The organism is Rhodococcoides fascians A25f (assembly GCF_000760935.2).
Lineage (GTDB): Bacteria > Actinomycetota > Actinomycetes > Mycobacteriales > Mycobacteriaceae > Rhodococcoides.
Genome location: NZ_CP049744.1, coordinates 3,013,615 through 3,030,614, shown reverse-complemented (window position 1 = coordinate 3,030,614; position 17,000 = coordinate 3,013,615). Strand labels below are relative to the sequence as shown.

17 protein-coding genes are annotated in these 17,000 nt (G+C 66.3%); 15 read left to right on the top strand and 2 right to left on the bottom strand.

Annotated features, from left to right (window positions below; translation table 11 throughout):
• Window positions 1-56: 56 nt before the first annotated feature.
• The 6 genes from gmk to BH93_RS14200 all read left to right on the top strand — a co-directional run bounded on the left by gmk (window position 57) and on the right by BH93_RS14200 (window position 6,721).
• Window positions 57-617: a guanylate kinase gene (gene gmk / locus BH93_RS14225; RefSeq protein ID WP_008716577.1), complete on the top strand. Its 561-nt coding sequence runs from the start codon at window positions 57-59 to the stop codon at window positions 615-617.
• A 72-nt stretch (window positions 618-689) separates the two neighbouring features.
• Complete coding sequence (gene rpoZ, locus BH93_RS14220) at window positions 690-995, top strand: DNA-directed RNA polymerase subunit omega (protein ID WP_032377808.1); 306 nt, start codon at window positions 690-692, stop codon at window positions 993-995.
• A gap of 23 nt (window positions 996-1,018) precedes the next feature.
• Entirely contained in the window at window positions 1,019-2,272 is a 1,254-nt protein-coding gene (coaBC, locus tag BH93_RS14215) for a bifunctional phosphopantothenoylcysteine decarboxylase/phosphopantothenate--cysteine ligase CoaBC (RefSeq protein ID WP_037173823.1), read from the top strand.
• A gap of 184 nt (window positions 2,273-2,456) precedes the next feature.
• Window positions 2,457-3,671 carry a methionine adenosyltransferase gene (gene metK, locus BH93_RS14210; RefSeq protein ID WP_032377810.1) on the top strand — a complete coding sequence of 405 codons (1,215 nt, stop codon included), beginning with the start codon at window positions 2,457-2,459 and terminating at the stop codon, window positions 3,669-3,671.
• A gap of 150 nt (window positions 3,672-3,821) precedes the next feature.
• Window positions 3,822-5,789 (top strand): primosomal protein N', encoded by a 1,968-nt coding sequence (locus BH93_RS14205; RefSeq protein WP_197914667.1) that lies wholly within the window; start codon window positions 3,822-3,824, stop codon window positions 5,787-5,789.
• Window positions 5,790-5,869: 80 nt separating this feature from the next.
• Entirely contained in the window at window positions 5,870-6,721 is an 852-nt protein-coding gene (locus BH93_RS14200; RefSeq protein ID WP_037173820.1) for a cyclase family protein, read from the top strand.
• On the opposite strand, the gene BH93_RS28135 is transcribed toward BH93_RS14200, so the two are convergent.
• Complete coding sequence (locus BH93_RS28135) at window positions 6,637-8,382, bottom strand: GGDEF domain-containing protein (protein WP_037173819.1); 1,746 nt, start codon at window positions 8,380-8,382, stop codon at window positions 6,637-6,639. The genes BH93_RS14200 and BH93_RS28135 overlap by 85 nt on opposite strands.
• Window positions 8,383-8,679: 297 nt before the next feature.
• Here BH93_RS28135 and BH93_RS14190 point away from each other — a divergent pair, with 297 nt between their 5' ends.
• The 3 genes from BH93_RS14190 to BH93_RS14180 all read left to right on the top strand — a co-directional run bounded on the left by BH93_RS14190 (window position 8,680) and on the right by BH93_RS14180 (window position 11,895).
• Window positions 8,680-9,417: a PadR family transcriptional regulator gene (locus tag BH93_RS14190; protein WP_032378465.1), complete on the top strand. Its 738-nt coding sequence runs from the start codon at window positions 8,680-8,682 to the stop codon at window positions 9,415-9,417.
• Window positions 9,418-9,505: 88 nt separating this feature from the next.
• A complete protein-coding gene (gene fmt / locus BH93_RS14185) occupies window positions 9,506-10,429 on the top strand; it encodes a methionyl-tRNA formyltransferase (RefSeq protein WP_037173817.1) in 924 nt (307 codons plus the stop codon).
• Entirely contained in the window at window positions 10,426-11,895 is a 1,470-nt protein-coding gene (locus BH93_RS14180) for an RsmB/NOP family class I SAM-dependent RNA methyltransferase (protein WP_037173816.1), read from the top strand. The genes fmt and BH93_RS14180 overlap by 4 nt, the downstream gene beginning before the upstream one ends.
• A 16-nt stretch (window positions 11,896-11,911) precedes the next feature.
• Here BH93_RS14180 and BH93_RS14175 read toward each other — a convergent pair whose 3' ends face one another.
• Entirely contained in the window at window positions 11,912-12,301 is a 390-nt protein-coding gene (locus BH93_RS14175) for an MmcQ/YjbR family DNA-binding protein (RefSeq protein WP_037173814.1), read from the bottom strand.
• Between the two features lie 35 nt (window positions 12,302-12,336).
• Here BH93_RS14175 and rpe point away from each other — a divergent pair, with 35 nt between their 5' ends.
• From rpe to BH93_RS14145, 6 genes are all read left to right on the top strand, one after another.
• Window positions 12,337-13,011, top strand: coding sequence for a ribulose-phosphate 3-epimerase (gene rpe / locus BH93_RS14170; protein WP_032377816.1), 675 nt, complete (start codon window positions 12,337-12,339; stop codon window positions 13,009-13,011).
• A gap of 22 nt (window positions 13,012-13,033) precedes the next feature.
• Window positions 13,034-14,065, top strand: a complete 1,032-nt coding sequence (gene ribD / locus BH93_RS14165) for a bifunctional diaminohydroxyphosphoribosylaminopyrimidine deaminase/5-amino-6-(5-phosphoribosylamino)uracil reductase RibD (protein WP_037173812.1) — start codon at window positions 13,034-13,036, stop codon at window positions 14,063-14,065.
• Complete coding sequence (locus BH93_RS14160) at window positions 14,066-14,677, top strand: riboflavin synthase (protein ID WP_032377818.1); 612 nt, start codon at window positions 14,066-14,068, stop codon at window positions 14,675-14,677. It begins immediately after the preceding gene.
• Between the two features lie 87 nt (window positions 14,678-14,764).
• Window positions 14,765-16,018, top strand: coding sequence for a bifunctional 3,4-dihydroxy-2-butanone-4-phosphate synthase/GTP cyclohydrolase II (locus BH93_RS14155; RefSeq protein WP_032378466.1), 1,254 nt, complete (start codon window positions 14,765-14,767; stop codon window positions 16,016-16,018).
• Entirely contained in the window at window positions 16,015-16,512 is a 498-nt protein-coding gene (gene ribH, locus BH93_RS14150; RefSeq protein WP_032377819.1) for a 6,7-dimethyl-8-ribityllumazine synthase, read from the top strand. The genes BH93_RS14155 and ribH overlap by 4 nt, the downstream gene beginning before the upstream one ends.
• 29 nt (window positions 16,513-16,541) lie before the next feature.
• A complete protein-coding gene (locus tag BH93_RS14145; RefSeq protein ID WP_037174304.1) occupies window positions 16,542-17,000 on the top strand; it encodes a PH domain-containing protein in 459 nt (152 codons plus the stop codon).

Below are 17,000 nucleotides of genomic sequence, written 5' to 3'. Positions count from 1 at the left end.
CCACAGTGGGTGACACTGCGACTTCATCGGCCCCATCGAACGAGCGGGGTCGATTGGTGGTGCTCTCCGGTCCCTCGGGCGTCGGCAAGTCCAGTGTCGTTCGGCTCGTGCGCGCGGCGTTGCCCGAGCTCGTGTTCAGCGTGTCGGTCACGACTCGATCACCCCGACCCGGTGAGACCGACGGACAGGATTATCACTTCGTCTCCGCCGACGAGTTCGACCGGATGATCGCGGACGGCGAGCTGCTCGAGTGGGCGAGCATCCACGGTGGCCTGCAGCGGTCCGGCACTCCGGCCGCGCCCGTCGATGCCGCTCTCGAGGCGGGCAGCCCGGTTCTGCTCGAGCTCGACCTGGCGGGTGCTCGGGCGGTGCGCGTGTCCAAACCGGAGGCTCTACTGGTCTTCATGGCTCCGCCCACATGGGAAGACCTCGTCTCCCGGTTGGTCGGACGCGCGACCGAGGAAAGCGCGGCCACGGAGCGTCGACTGGAGACCGCGCGGGTGGAATTGGCCGCGCAGGACGAGTTCGACACAGTGGTTGTCAATACCGATGTCGACCATTCGTGCGAACAGTTGGTATCCTTGTTGGTCGGTAGGTCGTCGGTCGGCAACAGCTGACCATTCCCACGGCGCACGAGGCCCCGACCAGCTAGTTCGTAGCACCAACGATGCAATTTCAGGAGATCATCAGTGAGCAGCATTTCAGCGGCCGTTTCCGACTTCGACGGACGCAGCGCTCTGCCGGCCTACGACACGCCGCTCGGCATCACCAATCCGCCCATCGACGAGTTGCTTGCCCGCACCTCGTCCAAGTACGCATTGGTCATCTACGCAGCCAAGCGCGCACGCCAGATCAACGACTACTACAACCAGCTCGGTGACGGCATCCTTGAGTACGTGGGACCCCTGGTCGAGCCAGGCCTGCAGGAGAAGCCGCTGTCGATCGCACTGCGAGAGATCCATGCAGATCTCCTCGAGCACACCGAAGGCGAATAAGAACCTCACAGAGGACATCTGACTTGCATGTCGTCGTCGGAGTAGGCGGAGGTATCGCCGCCTACAAGAGTTGTTCGCTCATTCGCAGCTTCACCGAGAGCGGACATCGGGTTCGAGTGATTCCGACCGAATCCGCGCTCGAGTTCGTCGGACGTGCGACGTTCGAGGCACTCTCCGGCCAGCCGGTGCACACCGGCGTCTTCGCGGAGGTTCCGGAAGTTCCTCACGTGCGTCTGGGCCAGGAGGCGGACCTCGTCGTCGTGGCACCGGCCACCGCGGACCTGATGGCCCGGATTGCGGGAGGGCGTGCGGACGACCTGCTCACCGCAACTCTTCTCACTGCCCGCTGCCCGGTTGTTCTCGCACCGGCGATGCACACCGAGATGTGGGAGCACCCGGCCACTGTCGCCAACGTTGCCACGCTTCGGTCGCGTGGCACACACGTGATCGAGCCGGCGTCCGGGCGGTTGACCGGACGCGACACCGGTTCGGGGCGGCTTCCGGAACCGGACGAGATATTCGCACTGTCGATGCTCGTGAGCGAGAGAGCCGATGCCCTCCCACGAGATCTCGAGGGGCGTCGTGTTCTGGTGTCCGCCGGAGGCACCCGTGAGCCCCTGGACCCGGTTCGCTTTTTGGGTAATCGGAGTTCGGGCAAGCAGGGATATGCGCTGGCCAGGGTCGCCGCGCAGCGCGGTGCCCAGGTGACCTTGGTTGCCGGATACACCAGCGACCTCGACGCGCCGGCTGCAGTCGACGTCGTGAACGTCAAGACCGCCTCGGACATGCAGGACGCTGTTCGCAAACATGCCGTCGGCGTCGATGCAGTGGTCATGGCGGCCGCGGTTGCGGATTTCCGCCCCGAGTCCATCGCGGGAAGCAAGATCAAGAAGGGCGCGAACGAGCCGTCCTCGATCCCGTTGATCCGTAACGACGACATACTCGCCGGCCTGGTCGCAGCTCGACGAGACGGCGACATCGAATCATCGACGGTCATCGTCGGGTTCGCCGCCGAGACAGGCGACGCAGACGGCGATGTGCTGACATACGCGCGGGCCAAGCTCGAACGCAAGGGCTGCGATCTGCTCGTGGTGAACGCGGTCGGTGACGGCAAGGCATTCGAGGTGGACCACAACGACGGTTGGTTGCTCGGAGCCGATGGTTCCGAGGCTGCATTGGGAGAGGGCTCGAAAGCTCTCCTCGCGAGCCGCGTCCTGGATTCGGTGGTGCAGATGCTCGATACGAGGAGCCCTCGACCGACTTCGAATCCCCGATGATGCCAAGGGTGCACGAGCGATGTTGTCCCGGCTACTGTGCTGGGCACCTGCTGTACCGATCGTAGAAATCAGGTTTGCCACGTTCCGGCAGGGGCGATAACACCGAGGGAACGTCAATTTTCGTGGAGTGCCCGACCGGCGCACGGCGCCGGGTCTGGCAGGAACATGCGTCGAGAGGAAGTCCGTGAGCACGTCCGGTAGTCGGCTTTTCACCAGCGAGTCCGTTACAGAGGGTCATCCCGACAAGATCTGTGACGCCATCAGCGATTCGATTCTCGATGCTCTGCTCACGGAGGATCCGCGTGCCCGGGTCGCCGTCGAGACGTTGGTCACAACCGGGCAGGTTCATGTTGCGGGTGAGGTCAACACCACAGCGTATGCCGACATCCCGAAGATCGTGCGCGAGAAGGTCCTCGAGATCGGATACGACTCGTCGGCAAAGGGTTTCGACGGTAACTCGTGCGGGGTGAACGTCGCCATCGGTGCGCAGTCTCCGGAAATTGCTCAGGGCGTCGACCATTCTCACGAGGCTCGCGTCGAAGGGCTGTCCGACGACGAGATCGACCGGCAGGGCGCGGGGGACCAGGGCCTGATGTTCGGGTACGCCAACACCGACACGCCCGAGTTGATGCCGTTGCCGATCGCGTTGGCCCACCGTCTCGCACGGCGGCTGACCGAGGTTCGCAAGAGTGGAGTGCTGCCGTACTTGCGCCCGGACGGCAAGACTCAGGTGACTATCGAGTACGACGGCGACAACGCTGTTCGTCTGGACACCGTGGTGATCTCGACTCAGCATGCGGCCGACATCGACCTCGACAATCTGCTCACACCCGACATTCGCGAGAAGGTTCTGGGTTCGGTTCTGGCCGAGTTGAACGTGCCGACCCTCGACACCTCCGACGTGCGCCTGTTGGTCAATCCCACCGGCAAGTTCGTGCTCGGTGGCCCGATGGGTGACGCCGGATTGACCGGACGCAAGATCATCGTCGACACTTACGGCGGCATGGCGCGGCACGGCGGCGGAGCGTTCTCCGGTAAAGATCCGTCGAAAGTCGATCGCAGCGCCGCCTACGCGATGCGGTGGGTTGCCAAGAATGCCGTCGCGGCCGGCCTCGCCGATCGCATCGAGGTCCAGGTGGCGTACGCGATCGGTAAGGCTGCGCCGGTCGGTCTGTTCGTCGAGACCTTCGGCACGGAGAAGACCGATCCTGTGAAGATCCGCGCGGCGATCAGTGAGGTGTTCGACCTGCGCCCCGGCGCCATCATCCGCGACCTGGATCTGCTGCGGCCGATCTACGCTCCGACCGCGGCGTACGGCCACTTCGGCCGTACCGATATCGATCTGCCGTGGGAGTCCACCGATCGGGCCGACAAGCTCCGGGATGCGGCCGGTCTGTAGACAGGGCGAACACGGTCCAGTACGTACCTCCCCTCGCACCGGCTCGGTTCATCCAGGTCTGTCGAGGTCGGAAGAAGTCGAGAAGGAGGTGCGGTGGCGGTCTCGGCACGGGTAGCGGCGTCGAGTCTTCCCATCGCTCGCATTCTCCCGATGTTGCCGCTGGCGCATCTGGACCGCGAATTCGATTACCTCGTACCCGAGGAGTTCGGTGCGGATGCGCAACCCGGCGTCCGCGTTCGAGTGCGGTTCGCGGGCCGTTTGGTCGACGGTTTCGTGGTGGCCAGGCTGGCCGAGACCGACCATGACGGCAAACTCGGATGGCTCGAACGGGTGGTGTCCGCGGAGCGGGTTCTGACTCCCGAGATCGCCGAGCTCGCTGAGGTGGTTGCAGATCGCTACGCCGGAACACGAGCGGACGTGCTGCGTCTGGCCGTACCGGCCCGCCACGCGCGGGTGGAAGCGGAAGCCACACCTGTCGTCGATCCTCCGAACGAGCCTGCCGTCGACCGCGTGGCATGGTCCGCCTATACCCATGGCCCGAATTTCCTCGATGCCCTGGCGTCCGGCCGCCTCCCGCGAGCCGTGTGGCAGGCGCTGCCCGGCGAACAATGGTCGATTCGTCTGGCCGAGGCGGCCGCGGTGACGGTGGCAGGCGGTAGGTCCGCAGTGGTCATAGTGCCCGATCAGCGCGACCTCGATCGCCTGGAGGCGGCATGCACGGGGTTGCTCGGGGCCGAGCATGTTGTGGCGTTGTCGGCCGGACTGGGTCCGGCCAAGCGGTATCGGCAGTGGCTACGGTGTCTGCGATCGGGACCTGTGGTCGTCGTCGGCACGCGTAGTGCCGTCTTCGCTCCGGTGTCGACGCTCGGCATGATCGCGATCTGGGACGACGGCGACGACAGTTTTGCCGAGCCTCGGTCCCCGTATCCGCACGCGCGCGAGGTGGCGTTGCTCCGTGCTCACGTCTCCGGGGCGGCGGTGGTGATCGGTGGACACTCGCGTACGGCGGAGGCCGAAGCGCTCGTCGACTCCGGCTGGGCCCACGACCTCGTGGCTCCGCGTGAGCTGATCCGAGAGCGTCAACCTCACGTGGTCGCGCTGGCCGATTCGGACCACGCTCTGGCGCGGGATCCAGCGGCTCGCGTGGCACGACTACCGGCGATTGCCTTCGAGGCTGCTCGGGCGGCGTTGAAGGCCGACGCACCTGTGCTGGTGCAGGTTCCGCGTGCGGGCTATGTGCCGTCACTGGCATGCGCGAAGTGCCGGAATCCGGCGCGGTGTCGTCGATGCAACGGCCCGCTGGCGCTGCCCTCGGCTGCGGGCAGCGACGGTGCCAGCAGCCCTACGTGTTCGTGGTGCGGAATCGCCGACGCTGCGCATCGGTGCACGGTCTGCGGTTCGCGAAACCTACGTGCAGTCGTGATCGGTGCGGGTCGAACCGCCGAGGAACTGGGGCGGGCCTTTCCTGGTGTTCCCGTGCACAATTCGGGCGGCGCGACAGTACTCGACTCGGTCCGTCCCGGGGCCGGGCTCGTGGTGTCCACGGTGGGTGCCGAGCCGACGGTCGAGGGTGGCTACGGCGCGGCGTTGCTGCTCGACGGCTGGGCACTGCTCGGCCGCGCAGATCTGCGCGCCGCAGAGGAGACGCTGCGTCGGTGGATGACGGCCGCAGCCATGGTGCGGCCGGGTTCGGACGGTGGCCGTGTGGTCGTCGTGGCCGAATCCGAAATACCTACCGTGCAGGCTCTGGTTCGCTGGGATCCGTTGTGGCACGCGAGGAGTCAGCTGGACGAGCGTGTGGAGGTTCGCTTTCCGCCGGCCGTGCACGTTGCGGCGATCGACGGCACCACCGACGCGATCACTGCGCTGGTCGAGAGTGCAGACCTGCCCGAGGCAGTGGAAGTGCTCGGACCGGTCGATCTGCCGGACGGCCAACGCCCTCCTGCAAGTAGCGGAGAGGACGGGCTTTCCGGTGATGTGCAGCGGCTGCTGATACGCGTACCCCGCAGTACCGGGGCGGCACTGGCTCGGGCGTTGTCGGCTGCGCAGGCATCTCGCAGTGCCAAGAAACTCGGTGCGGGAGTGCGGATTCAGATAGATCCTATTCGGATCGGTTGATGCTGCCATCGGGGTGCGGCAGGGCTTAAGGTTGCGTCGGGGAGGCGCACGGGGCGCTGACGAGAGGTGGGGTCGGGGACATGAAGAGAAGGCAGCTGTTTCGCCGAGTGACGACAGGTGTGGCAGTGCTGGTGGGGGCAAGGCTGGTTGCGCCTGCCACCGCCGACGCCCTGCCCGGTACCGGCTCGGCGCAGCCTGCCGGGCCTGCCGTTCCGTTGGATCGCCTGCTGCAGATCGTGTCTCTGTCGCACGTCAACGATCCGGCTCTCACTCCGATCTTTCCCGGCGATCCCGAGTTCACTCTCGAGACGGCGTTCACTGTCGCCGAGGACGGGTTCTACCTCCAGTACGTCAAGGAAGGCGAGCACACCGGAACCCACTGGGGAGCGCCCGCGCATTTTCAGGAGGGTGGACTGACCGCCGACCAACTCGATCCGCAAGACCTGTTTCTGCCCGCGGTGAAGATCGATATCCGCGAGCAGGCGGCGGCCGACGCAGACTACGCCGTCACGGTCGCAGATCTGCAGAGCTGGGAAGCCGTGCATGGACCAATTCCGGCGGGGGCGGCCGTCATTGCGTGGACCGGATGGTCGTCGCGTTGGGGCACCGACGCGTACGCCAACGCAGACGCGGACGGTGTGACACACCAACCCGGCTTCTCGGCGGAGGCGGCTCAGTGGCTGATCGACACGGGCAAGCTCGCAGATCGAGGAGCGCTCGGCACCGATACCTTCGGGCCCGATCTTGGCAACGACGAGACCTACCCGGTGTCGGTCAAGCTCTACGACAGGCGTCGGATCAGCTTGGAGAACCTGACCAATTTGGAGTCCATCCCGGCCACAGGTGCCTACGTTCTGGTCGGCGGTCCCATCAACCGTGCCGGATCTGGTTCTCCTGCAACCATTTTCGGTTTGGTACCCAGGTTGTCCTGATCGATGTCCATCGGTACTCGGCTGAGCGTGCCCACGGCGTCGTAGCCGTAGACCCCGGCCTTCCCCTCATGTTTGGCCCGATACATCGCGCGATCGGCGAGCCGCATCAGCTCGTCCTCGTCGACACCGGTGGTTCGTGGTGCAGTGTCTTCGGGGTCGACGCCGGTTGTGCGGCCTATCTGCACGACACCGACGCACGCGCCGACCGAGACCGGATGCCCGTCGATTTCATGGGGAGTGCGCATAGCTTCGGCGATGCGCGCTGCTGTGGCGCGCCCGGTGTCGAGGTCGGCGTGGACCAAGGCGGTGAACTCGTCGCCGCCGAAACGCGCCACCACACCCTCGCCCACGCATCTGTCGAGTCGGCGTGCGAGTTCGATCAACAGTTCGTCGCCGCCGCCGTGCCCGAATCGGTCGTTGACACTCTTGAAATTGTCGAGGTCGATCAGCAGTAGGACTGCGCTCTTCCGGCCCGCTCGGGCGTCGTTCACCGCTGCGCGCAGGTGTTCGTCGAACGACGATCGATTGAGCAGTCCGGTCAGTCCGTCGTGGTGCGCGCGGTAGGTCAGCTCGTCCCGAGCCAGAGTCAAGCTACGGAGCAGGTTGTCGTTCTGTATCAAGGTGATCATCTGTCGGACGAGCGAGAGCAGCACCACCGCAACCCCGAGCACGATGACCGTCGAGTCGAGGGTGCCGGTCAGCACACGCAGAACCGCCAGCACGATGCCGATGGCGCCCATGAGCGCATAGGGCAGCAGCATCTGCGTTCGTTCACCGGCAATGCTGTCCGTGCCGGCAAACGCAGTGGGTTCCTGGCCGGGCGTCGAAGGGTTGTAGGTCGAAGGGCCGTATGTCGAGGGGATGTACACCGAAGGGCCGTTGTCGACGGTTCTCGGTGTGGCGGCCGCGAGCGCGATGAGCGCGGTGCCGGCGATGAATCCGCCGTCCGTCAGGACGGGCATGAACTCTGCCCCGATTGCGACCAGGTACGCGTAGATGCTGTCCGAGATCGCCAGCATCAGGATTCCTGCACCGAGCAGGGTGAGCTGTGACCTGTACCGCGCCGCGATGGTCGGAATCACGATGAGCAGCACGATCATGGCGACGAGAACCAGATCGGTGATGGGGTACATGACGGCCACCAGGAACTCGATGGGTTCGGACTCCGACGAGTGCACGACCGCACCGAGCACGGTGGCCCATGACAGAACGAAGAGTGATCCCACGACGACTGCACCGTCGAGCAGCGACATGAGCCAGATGTGGCGGGCACCTGCGGCCGCTCGTCGGGGCGACACTCCCACGAAGGCGAACAGAGCGGGAACGGCGAAGACGGGAAAAAGGAAGAACCCGACGTCTGCGACCGATGCGGTCGGCAGCGGCATGTCGAGCACGGATCGGTAGAAGGCCCATACCGCCATGCCTGCGCTCCAGCACGCCATTCCCGCGGCCATCAGCACGCGCCACTGGCGTTCGGAACCCGTCCGACTCCTGGCTGTCCGGCCGCAGACGACCGTCGCGGCGATTCCGCCTGCGAGCTGTGCGACGTCGTCGATCAGCACCGAGATGCGGTGGCCGAGAACGCCGGATCCGACCAGGAGGACGACGGCGAGAACGCAGCCGAGCACGACGACAACCCGTCGCCCCGCTGATCCGGCCATGCGGCCCTCCTCGTTCGTGAGCGAGCGCCGCCCCGCCGGGCGCTGTGATCGGTGGCTCGGACCGGCCGATTCATCGTACCGAGAGGTGGCTGTTGTCCATGGGCTCATCGGTGTCGAAAAGAAGGAATCGGACTCGGGATCTTGCGTAAACTGTATTGCCGATATATCGTCGAAATGTCAATCGATACATAGGAGAACGACATGAACTACGCATTCGAAGGATTCGCACACGAATTCGGACGCCGCGGAGGCCCCCGGATGGGGCCGTTCGCAGGCAGTGGAAACGGACGTGCGCACATGCGCGGCGCACCGTTTCAGATGTGGGTTGCTCAGGCCGACGATGACGTCCCGGTGGACGAGGGCGGTCATCGAGAGCGAGGACGCGGAAAGAGAGGACACGGTGAACGCGGCAGGCGCGGTGCAGGAGGTGGGTTCGGACGCGGCCGCGAGGGCATGCGGCCCGGTTTCGGTGCCGGCGGTTTCGGGGCTGGTGGTTTCGGACCGAATGCAGATTTCGGCCGAGGTCGGGGTCGAGGAGGGCGAGGTCGACGCGGAGATGTGCGTGCGGCAATCCTGCTGCTGCTCGAGGAGCGTCCGATGCACGGATACGAGCTCATTCAGCAGATCGCCGACAAGAGCAACGGCACCTGGAAGCCGAGCCCGGGCTCGATCTATCCGGCTCTGTCTCAGCTCGAGGACGAGGGCCTGGTTCTCATCGACAAGGTGGCCGGACGCAAGACGGCAGCTCTCACCGATGAGGGGCGATCGCACATCGAGCAGCATCGCGAGGACCTGGGCAGTCCGTGGGACGACGTCGCCGATTCGGTCGGTTTCGACGCACGGGATCTGCGCGCACTCATCGGACAGTTGATGGGTGCGGCCGGCCAGGTGGCCGGAGTCGGCACGTCCCGACAGGTCGAACAGGCTGCCGACATCCTCGTCGAGGCGCGGAAGTCCATGTACCGCATCCTCGCGGAGGACGGGCCGAACGACGCCGAGCCCGACGAGACGGTCGACGCTCCCGACGCGACATGACCGCTGGGTGCGGAATCGTCCGCAGCTCCAGGCACTCCCTAGGATGGACACCCGAGATCGTTTCGTCCATCCCAGGGAGTTGCCTACAGTGCGCGTCGTCTTTGCCGGAACACCGGACCCCGCAGTCCCATCGCTGCGAAGGTTGCTGGAGTCCGAACGCCACGAGGTGATCGCCGTGGTGACCCGGCCCGACGCCGCATCCGGTCGAGGGCGAAAGACCGTTCGCTCCCCGGTCGGCCTGCTGGCCGACGAACACGGCATTCCGGTGTTCACGCCCGCGAAGCCGTCGGACCCGGATTTCGTCTCGCAGCTGATCGACCTCGCACCCGATGTCTGCCCGGTGGTTGCATACGGCGCGCTACTGCCTCAGCCGGTGCTCGACATTCCCCGCTTCGGCTGGATCAACCTGCACTTCTCGCTGCTGCCCGCATGGCGCGGTGCCGCGCCCGTACAGGCCGCCATCGCTGCAGGCGACGAAATCACCGGTGCTTCCACGTTCCTGCTCGACGCGGGAATGGATACCGGCCCGGTGCTCGGCGTCGTCACCGAGAGAATTCGCTCGACCGACACCACGGGTGACCTGCTCACCAGACTCGCATCGAGCGGAGCCGAGCTGCTGAACGCAACCCTCGACGCGATAGAAGACGGAACCGCAGGCGCCCATCCGCAACCCGACGACGGTATTTCGTATGCGAGCAAGGTCACCGTCGACGCGGCGCGCATCGACTGGAACCGATCCGCCGCCTACATCGATCGGCACATCAGGTCGGTCACTCCGGCACCGGGGGCATGGACGACGATCGGTGAACTCCGCGTCAAGATCGCCCCGGTACAGCTGGTGCCCGATACGTTGCCTCCCGGCACGATCGAGGTACGCAAATCCGGTGTGCACATCGGAACAGGCACGACCGCACTCGTTCTCGGAGATATCCAACCCCAGGGCAAGAAGGTCATGAAGGCACTCGACTGGGCGCGCGGCGCTCGGCTGGACGATACGGCGGTAGCGCGATGACAGAACCCGACAGGCCCCGTAAGCGCGAGTCCGGTCAGCCGAGAAAGTTCGTGAAGAAGTCGCCGGGCGCCCGCGGTCCCAAAGGAAACCGGCCTCCGCAGGGCGCGGGGCCCCGCGGCGTCGATGCGATCGATCCGGCACGCCGCGCGGCCCGTGACGTACTGAAGGCGGTCCGCGAGCGTGATGCCTACGCCAACCTGGTGCTGCCCGGCTTGCTGCGAGAGCGGAAGCTGGACTCGCGCGATGCCGCGCTGGCCACCGAACTCGCGTACGGCGCGTCCCGCGCACGTGGGGTGCTCGACGCGGTGATCGCCCACGCGGCCGGGCGGCTTGCTGCAGAAATAGACGGGCCTCTGCTCGACATTCTGCGCCTCGGCTCCTACCAGCTGCTCCGGACCCGGGTGGCACCGCACGCGGCCGTCGCCACGTCGGTGGATCTGGCCCGGTCCGAATTCGGCACCGGCAAGGCCGGTTTCGTCAATGCGGTGCTGCGGCGCGTGTCCGAACGCACGGCGGCGCAGTGGGTCGACGAGCTGGCGCCACCAGCAGCGTCCGATCCGGTCGGCCACCTTGCCTTCGAGTACGCACATCCCAAGTGGATCGCGCAGGCCTTTGCCGACGCACTCGGTGCCGATGCCGGTGAACTCGCTGCCGTGCTCGAAGCCGACGACGCACGGCCCTCGGTTCACCTGGTCGCGCGGCCCGGAGAGATCTCGGCCGAAGAACTGGCGCTGGTCACCGGGGGAGAGGAAGGACCTTATTCCCCGTACGCCGTGCACCTCGACGGCGGCGATCCCGGCAAACTCGACGCCGTACGTGACGGGCTGGCCGGTGTTCAGGACGAGGGCAGTCAACTCGTCGGACGGGCGCTCACCCTGGCACCACTCGTCGGTGCGGACGGTGGTCGATGGCTGGATCTGTGCGCCGGCCCGGGAGGTAAAGCCGCGCTGCTCGGTGCCATCGCCGAGATCGACGGTGCCACAGTCGACGCCGTCGAGCCGACGCCGCACCGCGCCGACCTGGTGTCCAAGACGACCAAGGACCTGCCGGTGACGGTGCACACCGTCGACGGCAGGCAATCCGGACTCGACGGTGGCTACGACCGCGTACTCGTGGACGCGCCGTGCACCGGGCTCGGCGCTCTACGTCGTCGGCCCGAGGCGCGCTGGCGGCGACTGCCGTCCGACGTCGCAGCCTTGGTGACGCTGCAGAAAGAGTTGCTGGCAGCGGCGATCGACCTGGTGCGCCCCGGTGGCGTGGTGCTGTATTCGACGTGCTCGCCGCATCTGTCCGAAACCACGGCTGTCGTCGCCGACGCGGTCCGCCGATTCGGCGTCGAGCCGCTCGATACACGCGAACTCGTGCCGGGCGTGCCGCAGCTGGGCGACGGTACGTCCGTGCAACTGTGGCCACACCGACACGGCACCGATGCAATGTTCATGGCGGCGCTACGCAAACCGATGTGACCGAACGGCGGCAGGATCAGCCGCCCGCCAGGAACGTCTCGGCGACGTTCTTCGGGGCGTAGACGAGCCACCCGTCGATCAGCAGTTCCCGTAGTTCGTCGTCGTCGGTGTTGTCGAGGTCCACCAGCACCGCGGCGAAACCGTCGAAGTGCGAGATGGTGAAGCACGCCCGCGGATGTGCAGCGAGGATGGCCTCCTTCTCGTGCAGGTCCGCGGTACGAACGGCAAGGATCGGCCCGCGGGGCGGGGTCCGGTCGCCGAACCGTTTCAGGTCGGCCTTGCTGAACGGGCGAATCCACGCGAACACGTTCTTGCCGACCGCCCACGACGAATGCCCGTACCTGACGCCCACGGTGACCCCGGGCAGTTCGGCGATCATCGCCGTCGCGGAGTCGATGGTGGCCATGGGCGCACCATACCGCTCGGCTAGGCTCGTCAATCGTGGTTTCCCCGATGATTGCCCCCTCCATTCTGTCCGCCGATTTCGCACGGCTCGCCGCCGAAGCCGAGGCGGTGTCCGGAGCTGATTGGCTGCACGTCGACGTCATGGACGCGCACTTCGTTCCCAACCTCACCCTCGGGCTTCCGGTGGTGAAGAGTCTGCTGAAAGCGACGAACATCCCCCTCGACTGCCACCTGATGATCGAGGATCCGGCGCGCTGGGCCCCGCCCTACGCCGAGGCCGGGGCGTACAACGTCACCTTTCACGCCGAGGCCACCGACGACCCGTCGGCAGTGGCGCGCGACATCCGCGCAGCGGGCGCAAAAGCCGGCCTGTCCGTCAAGCCCGGCACGCCGATCGAGCCGTACCTCGAGATCTTGCGTGACTTCGACACCCTGCTGGTGATGAGCGTGGAGCCCGGCTTCGGCGGGCAGTCGTTCATGCCCGAGGTGCTCTCGAAGGCGAAAGCTGTTCGCGCACTTGTCGATTCGGGTGATCTGCGACTTGTGGTCGAGATCGACGGCGGAATCAATTCCGACACGATCGAGCAAGCCGCCGAAGCGGGAATCGACTGCTTCGTCGCCGGCTCGGCCGTCTACGACACCGCCGATCCTGCCGCCGCCGTGCGTGACCTTCGCACCCGGGCCGCCCACGCATCGCACCACCTGTCCTGATGGGCAACCCGGGCGCAGTCGCATGAGCGTCGACGGCGGGGCGGTGTCGATCACCGACGCCATGAACCTCGCCATCGAGGCCTCCCAGTCCGCCCGGGGTATCAGTGCTCCGAACCCTGCGGTCGGTGCCGTGATCCTCGATGCCAGCGGAACGGTCGTCGGTGTCGGATCCACGCGTCCACCCGGCGGACCGCATGCCGAGATCGTCGCCCTGGCCGAGGCCGGGGATCGAGCTCGCGGCGGCACTGCGGTCGTGACCCTCGAGCCCTGTGACCACACCGGTCGCACCGGGCCCTGTTCGCAGGCACTGATCGAGGCCGGCATCGCGACGGTCGTGCACGCCGTCGCGGATCCGAACCCGCTCGCATCCGGCGGAGCCGAGACTCTGCGCGGTGCGGGCATTCGCGTCGAGCAGGGGATCGGGGAACGCGAGGTACGGCAGGGTCCACTGCGGGCATGGCTGCACAAGCAACGCACCGGACGGCCGCACGTGACCTGGAAATATGCCGCAACTCTCGACGGACGCAGCGCCGCCGCGGACGGTACGAGTCAGTGGATCACCGGTCCCGAGGCGCGCGCGCACGTGCACGCCGAGCGGGCCAAGCTCGACGCCATCGTCGTGGGAACCGGAACGGTGCTGGCCGACGACCCGCGGCTGACCGCCCGGCGTCCCGACGGGTCCCTCGCGCTCCACCAGCCCGTGCGCGTCGTCGTCGGATCGCGGCAGATACCGGCGAACGCCGCGATTCGCGGGGCGGAGGCACCCACGGTGTTTCTCGACACACACGATCCGGCGGCGGTGATCGAGGCTCTCGGCGAACACACCGATGTCCAGATCGAAGGTGGTCCGACGTTGGCCGGAGCGTTTCTCGCTGCCGGGCTGATCGACCGCGTGGTGGCATACGTCGCCCCGGCCGTGTTGGGCAGCGGACCCGCGGCGGTGGAGAATGCGGGCATCGGAACAATTGCCGACGCAATTCGGTTCCGCACGGAGACAGTCACCATGATCGGCAACGACATACTGATCGGCGTCGTGCCCGAAGGAGCGAATTAGATGTTCACCGGAATCGTCGAAGAGCTGGGCGAGATCGTGGCCAAGGACGAACTGCCCGACGCTGCTCGCTTCACGGTGCGCGGCCCGGTGGTGACCTCCGATGCAGGCCACGGCGACTCCATCGCGGTCAACGGGGTGTGTCTGACCGTCGTGGAGGTACTGCCGGACGGCGGCTTCACCGCCGATGTCATGCAGGAGACGCTGAACCGATCGAGCCTGGGTGCACTCGACGTCGGCAGCCGCGTCAATCTCGAACGCGCCGCGGCACTCGGCAGCAGGCTCGGTGGGCACCTCGTCCAGGGCCACGTCGACGGAACCGGAACCGTGGCGGGCCGCTCGCCGTCCGAGAACTGGACAGTCGTGCGCATCACCATGCCTACCTCGGTCGCGCGCTACGTCGTGGAAAAGGGCTCGATCACCGTCGACGGAGTGTCGCTGACCGTGTCCGGACTGGGTGTCGACGACGGTTCGCACTGGTTCGAGATCTCGCTGATACCCACCACCCTCGATCTGACCACGCTCGGCACGGCCGAGGTCGGATCACCGGTCAACCTCGAAGTCGATGTCATCGCCAAGTACGTGGAGCGGCTGCAGTCGATCGACGCACAGTAAGTACTGTTGAAGTGCACGCAGGTAACGGTGCATCGGAGACATTCCAAGGGTGCTGAGCCAGGCCCGAGACCTATGGAGCGCACTTTCGTGACCAGGTTCGACAGTATCGAGCGCGCAGTTGCGGACATCGCTGCGGGCAAAGCCGTGGTGGTCGTCGACGACGAGGACCGCGAAAACGAAGGCGATCTGATTTTCGCCGCCGAGAAGGCCACCCCGGAGCTGGTTGCCTTCATGGTCCGCTACACCTCGGGCTATCTCTGTGTTCCGCTGTCCGGCGAGGATTGCGACCGACTCGGCCTGCCGCCGATGTTCGCCACCAACCAGGACAAGCACGGAACCGCGTACACGGTGACCGTCGATGCCCGCGAGGGAATCGGAACCGGGATCTCGGCCTCCGACCGTGCCGCCACGATGCGACTGCTGGCCGACCCCGACACCGGAGCCGGCGATTTCACCCGCCCCGGCCATGTCGTACCGCTGCGCGCCAAGGACGGCGGAGTGCTGCGTCGCCCCGGCCACACCGAGGCCGCCGTCGATCTGGCCCGCATGGCCGATCTGCGGCCCGCAGGCGTCATCTGCGAAATCGTCAGCCAGAAGGACGAGGGCGCGATGGCCCAGACCGACGAACTGCGCGTGTTCGCCGACGAGCACGACCTCGCGCTCATCTCGATCGCAGACCTGATCGCGTGGCGCCGCAAGCACGAGAAGCACGTCCTCCGCGTCGCCGACGCTCGTATCCCCACCAGCCACGGCACCTTCCGTGCGGTCGGCTACCAGAGCATCTACGACGAGGTCGAACACGTTGCGCTCGTGCGCGGCGACATCGCAGGGCCCGACGGTGACGGCAACGACGTCCTCGTTCGTGTGCACTCCGAATGCCTCACCGGTGACGTCTTCGGTTCGCTGCGCTGCGACTGCGGACCGCAACTGGACGCCGCTCTCGAAATGGTCGCCGCCGAGGAACGCGGAATCGTCCTGTACATGCGCGGACACGAGGGCCGCGGAATCGGACTGCTGCACAAACTGCAGGCCTATCAGCTCCAGGACGCCGGCTCCGACACCGTCGACGCCAACCTGCAGCTGGGCTTGCCCGCCGACTCCCGCGACTACGGAATCGGTGCTCAGATTCTCGTCGACCTCGGTGTGTCGTCGATGCGTCTGCTCACCAACAATCCGGCCAAGCGAGTCGGGCTCGACGGATACGGCCTGCACGTGACCGAGCGCGTACCGATGCCGTTGCGCGCCAACGCCGAGAACCTCACGTACCTGCGCACCAAACGCGACCGCATGGGCCACGACCTCACCGGTCTCGACGATTTCGAGAACGGAGTGACCTCATGAGCGGCGACGGCGAACCCACCCTCCAGCTCGCCGGTGCGAACGACCTGAAGCTGGCGATCGTGGCCGGCCAGTGGCATCGAACGATTTCCGAGGCGCTGCTCGACGGTGCGCTGCGCAAAGCCGAGTCTGCGGGAGTTCGGGACGTCACGGTCATCCGCGTCGCCGGTGCCATCGAGCTGCCCGTGGTCGCCCAGGCGCTCGCCCGCAACCACGATGCCGTCGTGGCGCTCGGCGTCGTCATCCGCGGCGGTACACCGCATTTCGAGTACGTGTGCGACGCCGTCACGGCCGGCTTGACGCGAGTATCGCTGGACGAGGGCACTCCGGTCACCAACGGGGTGCTCACCACCAACGACGAGCAGCAGGCGCTCGATCGTGCCGGCCTGCCCGGCTCGTTCGAGGACAAGGGCGCTCAGGCCACTGCAGCCGCAATCGACACGGCACTGACTCTGAAGCATCTGCGTCAACCTTGGACGAACCAGGAGTTCACGTGACCGGCGGCGAACCGACCCCGCAGTGGGACATGCAGGTGAAATCGCGCAAGTCCGCTCGCTACGCCATCGCGGCGGCAGTGTTGCTCGTCGTGGCGCATTCGACCGTCGCCGTCCTGCTCCGGGTGTCACCGACCGGGGTGTATTTCCGTACCGCCGACCAACTCGCGATGGCGGGAATCGGAGTATTGCTCGGCGGCTTGGCGCTGGTGCTGACTCGCCCGCGGATTCGCGTCGGACCCGCAGGTGTCGCGGTACGTAATCTGCTCTCGGAGCGCCTGATCGAGTGGGATCTGGTGCGCGGACTGTCCTTTCCCGACGGGGCGATGTGGGCGCGCGTCGACATCCCCGACGACGAGTTCATCAACGTGATGGCCATCCAGTCCAACGATCGTGAGCACGCGGTCGCCGCAGTGCGGAAATTCCGGACACTCGAACGCAAATACGCACCCGCCGCATCCGTCTCGACCGACGCCGTGGATCAAGACTGA

What these genes read in the sequence shown, in the direction of transcription:
- BH93_RS14205 (WP_197914667.1), top strand. Translation starts at nt 3,822, where the DNA reads ATGTTGCCGCTGGCGCATCTGGACCGCGAATTCGATTACCTCGTACCC.
- BH93_RS14200 (WP_037173820.1), top strand. Translation starts at nt 5,870, where the DNA reads ATGAAGAGAAGGCAGCTGTTTCGCCGAGTGACGACAGGTGTGGCAGTG.
- BH93_RS28135 (WP_037173819.1), bottom strand. Translation starts at nt 8,382, where the DNA reads ATGGCCGGATCAGCGGGGCGACGGGTTGTCGTCGTGCTCGGCTGCGTT.
- BH93_RS14190 (WP_032378465.1), top strand. Translation starts at nt 8,680, where the DNA reads ATGCGCGGCGCACCGTTTCAGATGTGGGTTGCTCAGGCCGACGATGAC.
- BH93_RS14180 (WP_037173816.1), top strand. Translation starts at nt 10,426, where the DNA reads ATGACAGAACCCGACAGGCCCCGTAAGCGCGAGTCCGGTCAGCCGAGA.
- BH93_RS14175 (WP_037173814.1), bottom strand. Translation starts at nt 12,301, where the DNA reads ATGGCCACCATCGACTCCGCGACGGCGATGATCGCCGAACTGCCCGGG.
- ribD (WP_037173812.1), top strand. Translation starts at nt 13,034, where the DNA reads ATGAGCGTCGACGGCGGGGCGGTGTCGATCACCGACGCCATGAACCTC.
- BH93_RS14160 (WP_032377818.1), top strand. Translation starts at nt 14,066, where the DNA reads ATGTTCACCGGAATCGTCGAAGAGCTGGGCGAGATCGTGGCCAAGGAC.
- ribH (WP_032377819.1), top strand. Translation starts at nt 16,015, where the DNA reads ATGAGCGGCGACGGCGAACCCACCCTCCAGCTCGCCGGTGCGAACGAC.
- BH93_RS14145 (WP_037174304.1), top strand. Translation starts at nt 16,542, where the DNA reads ATGCAGGTGAAATCGCGCAAGTCCGCTCGCTACGCCATCGCGGCGGCA.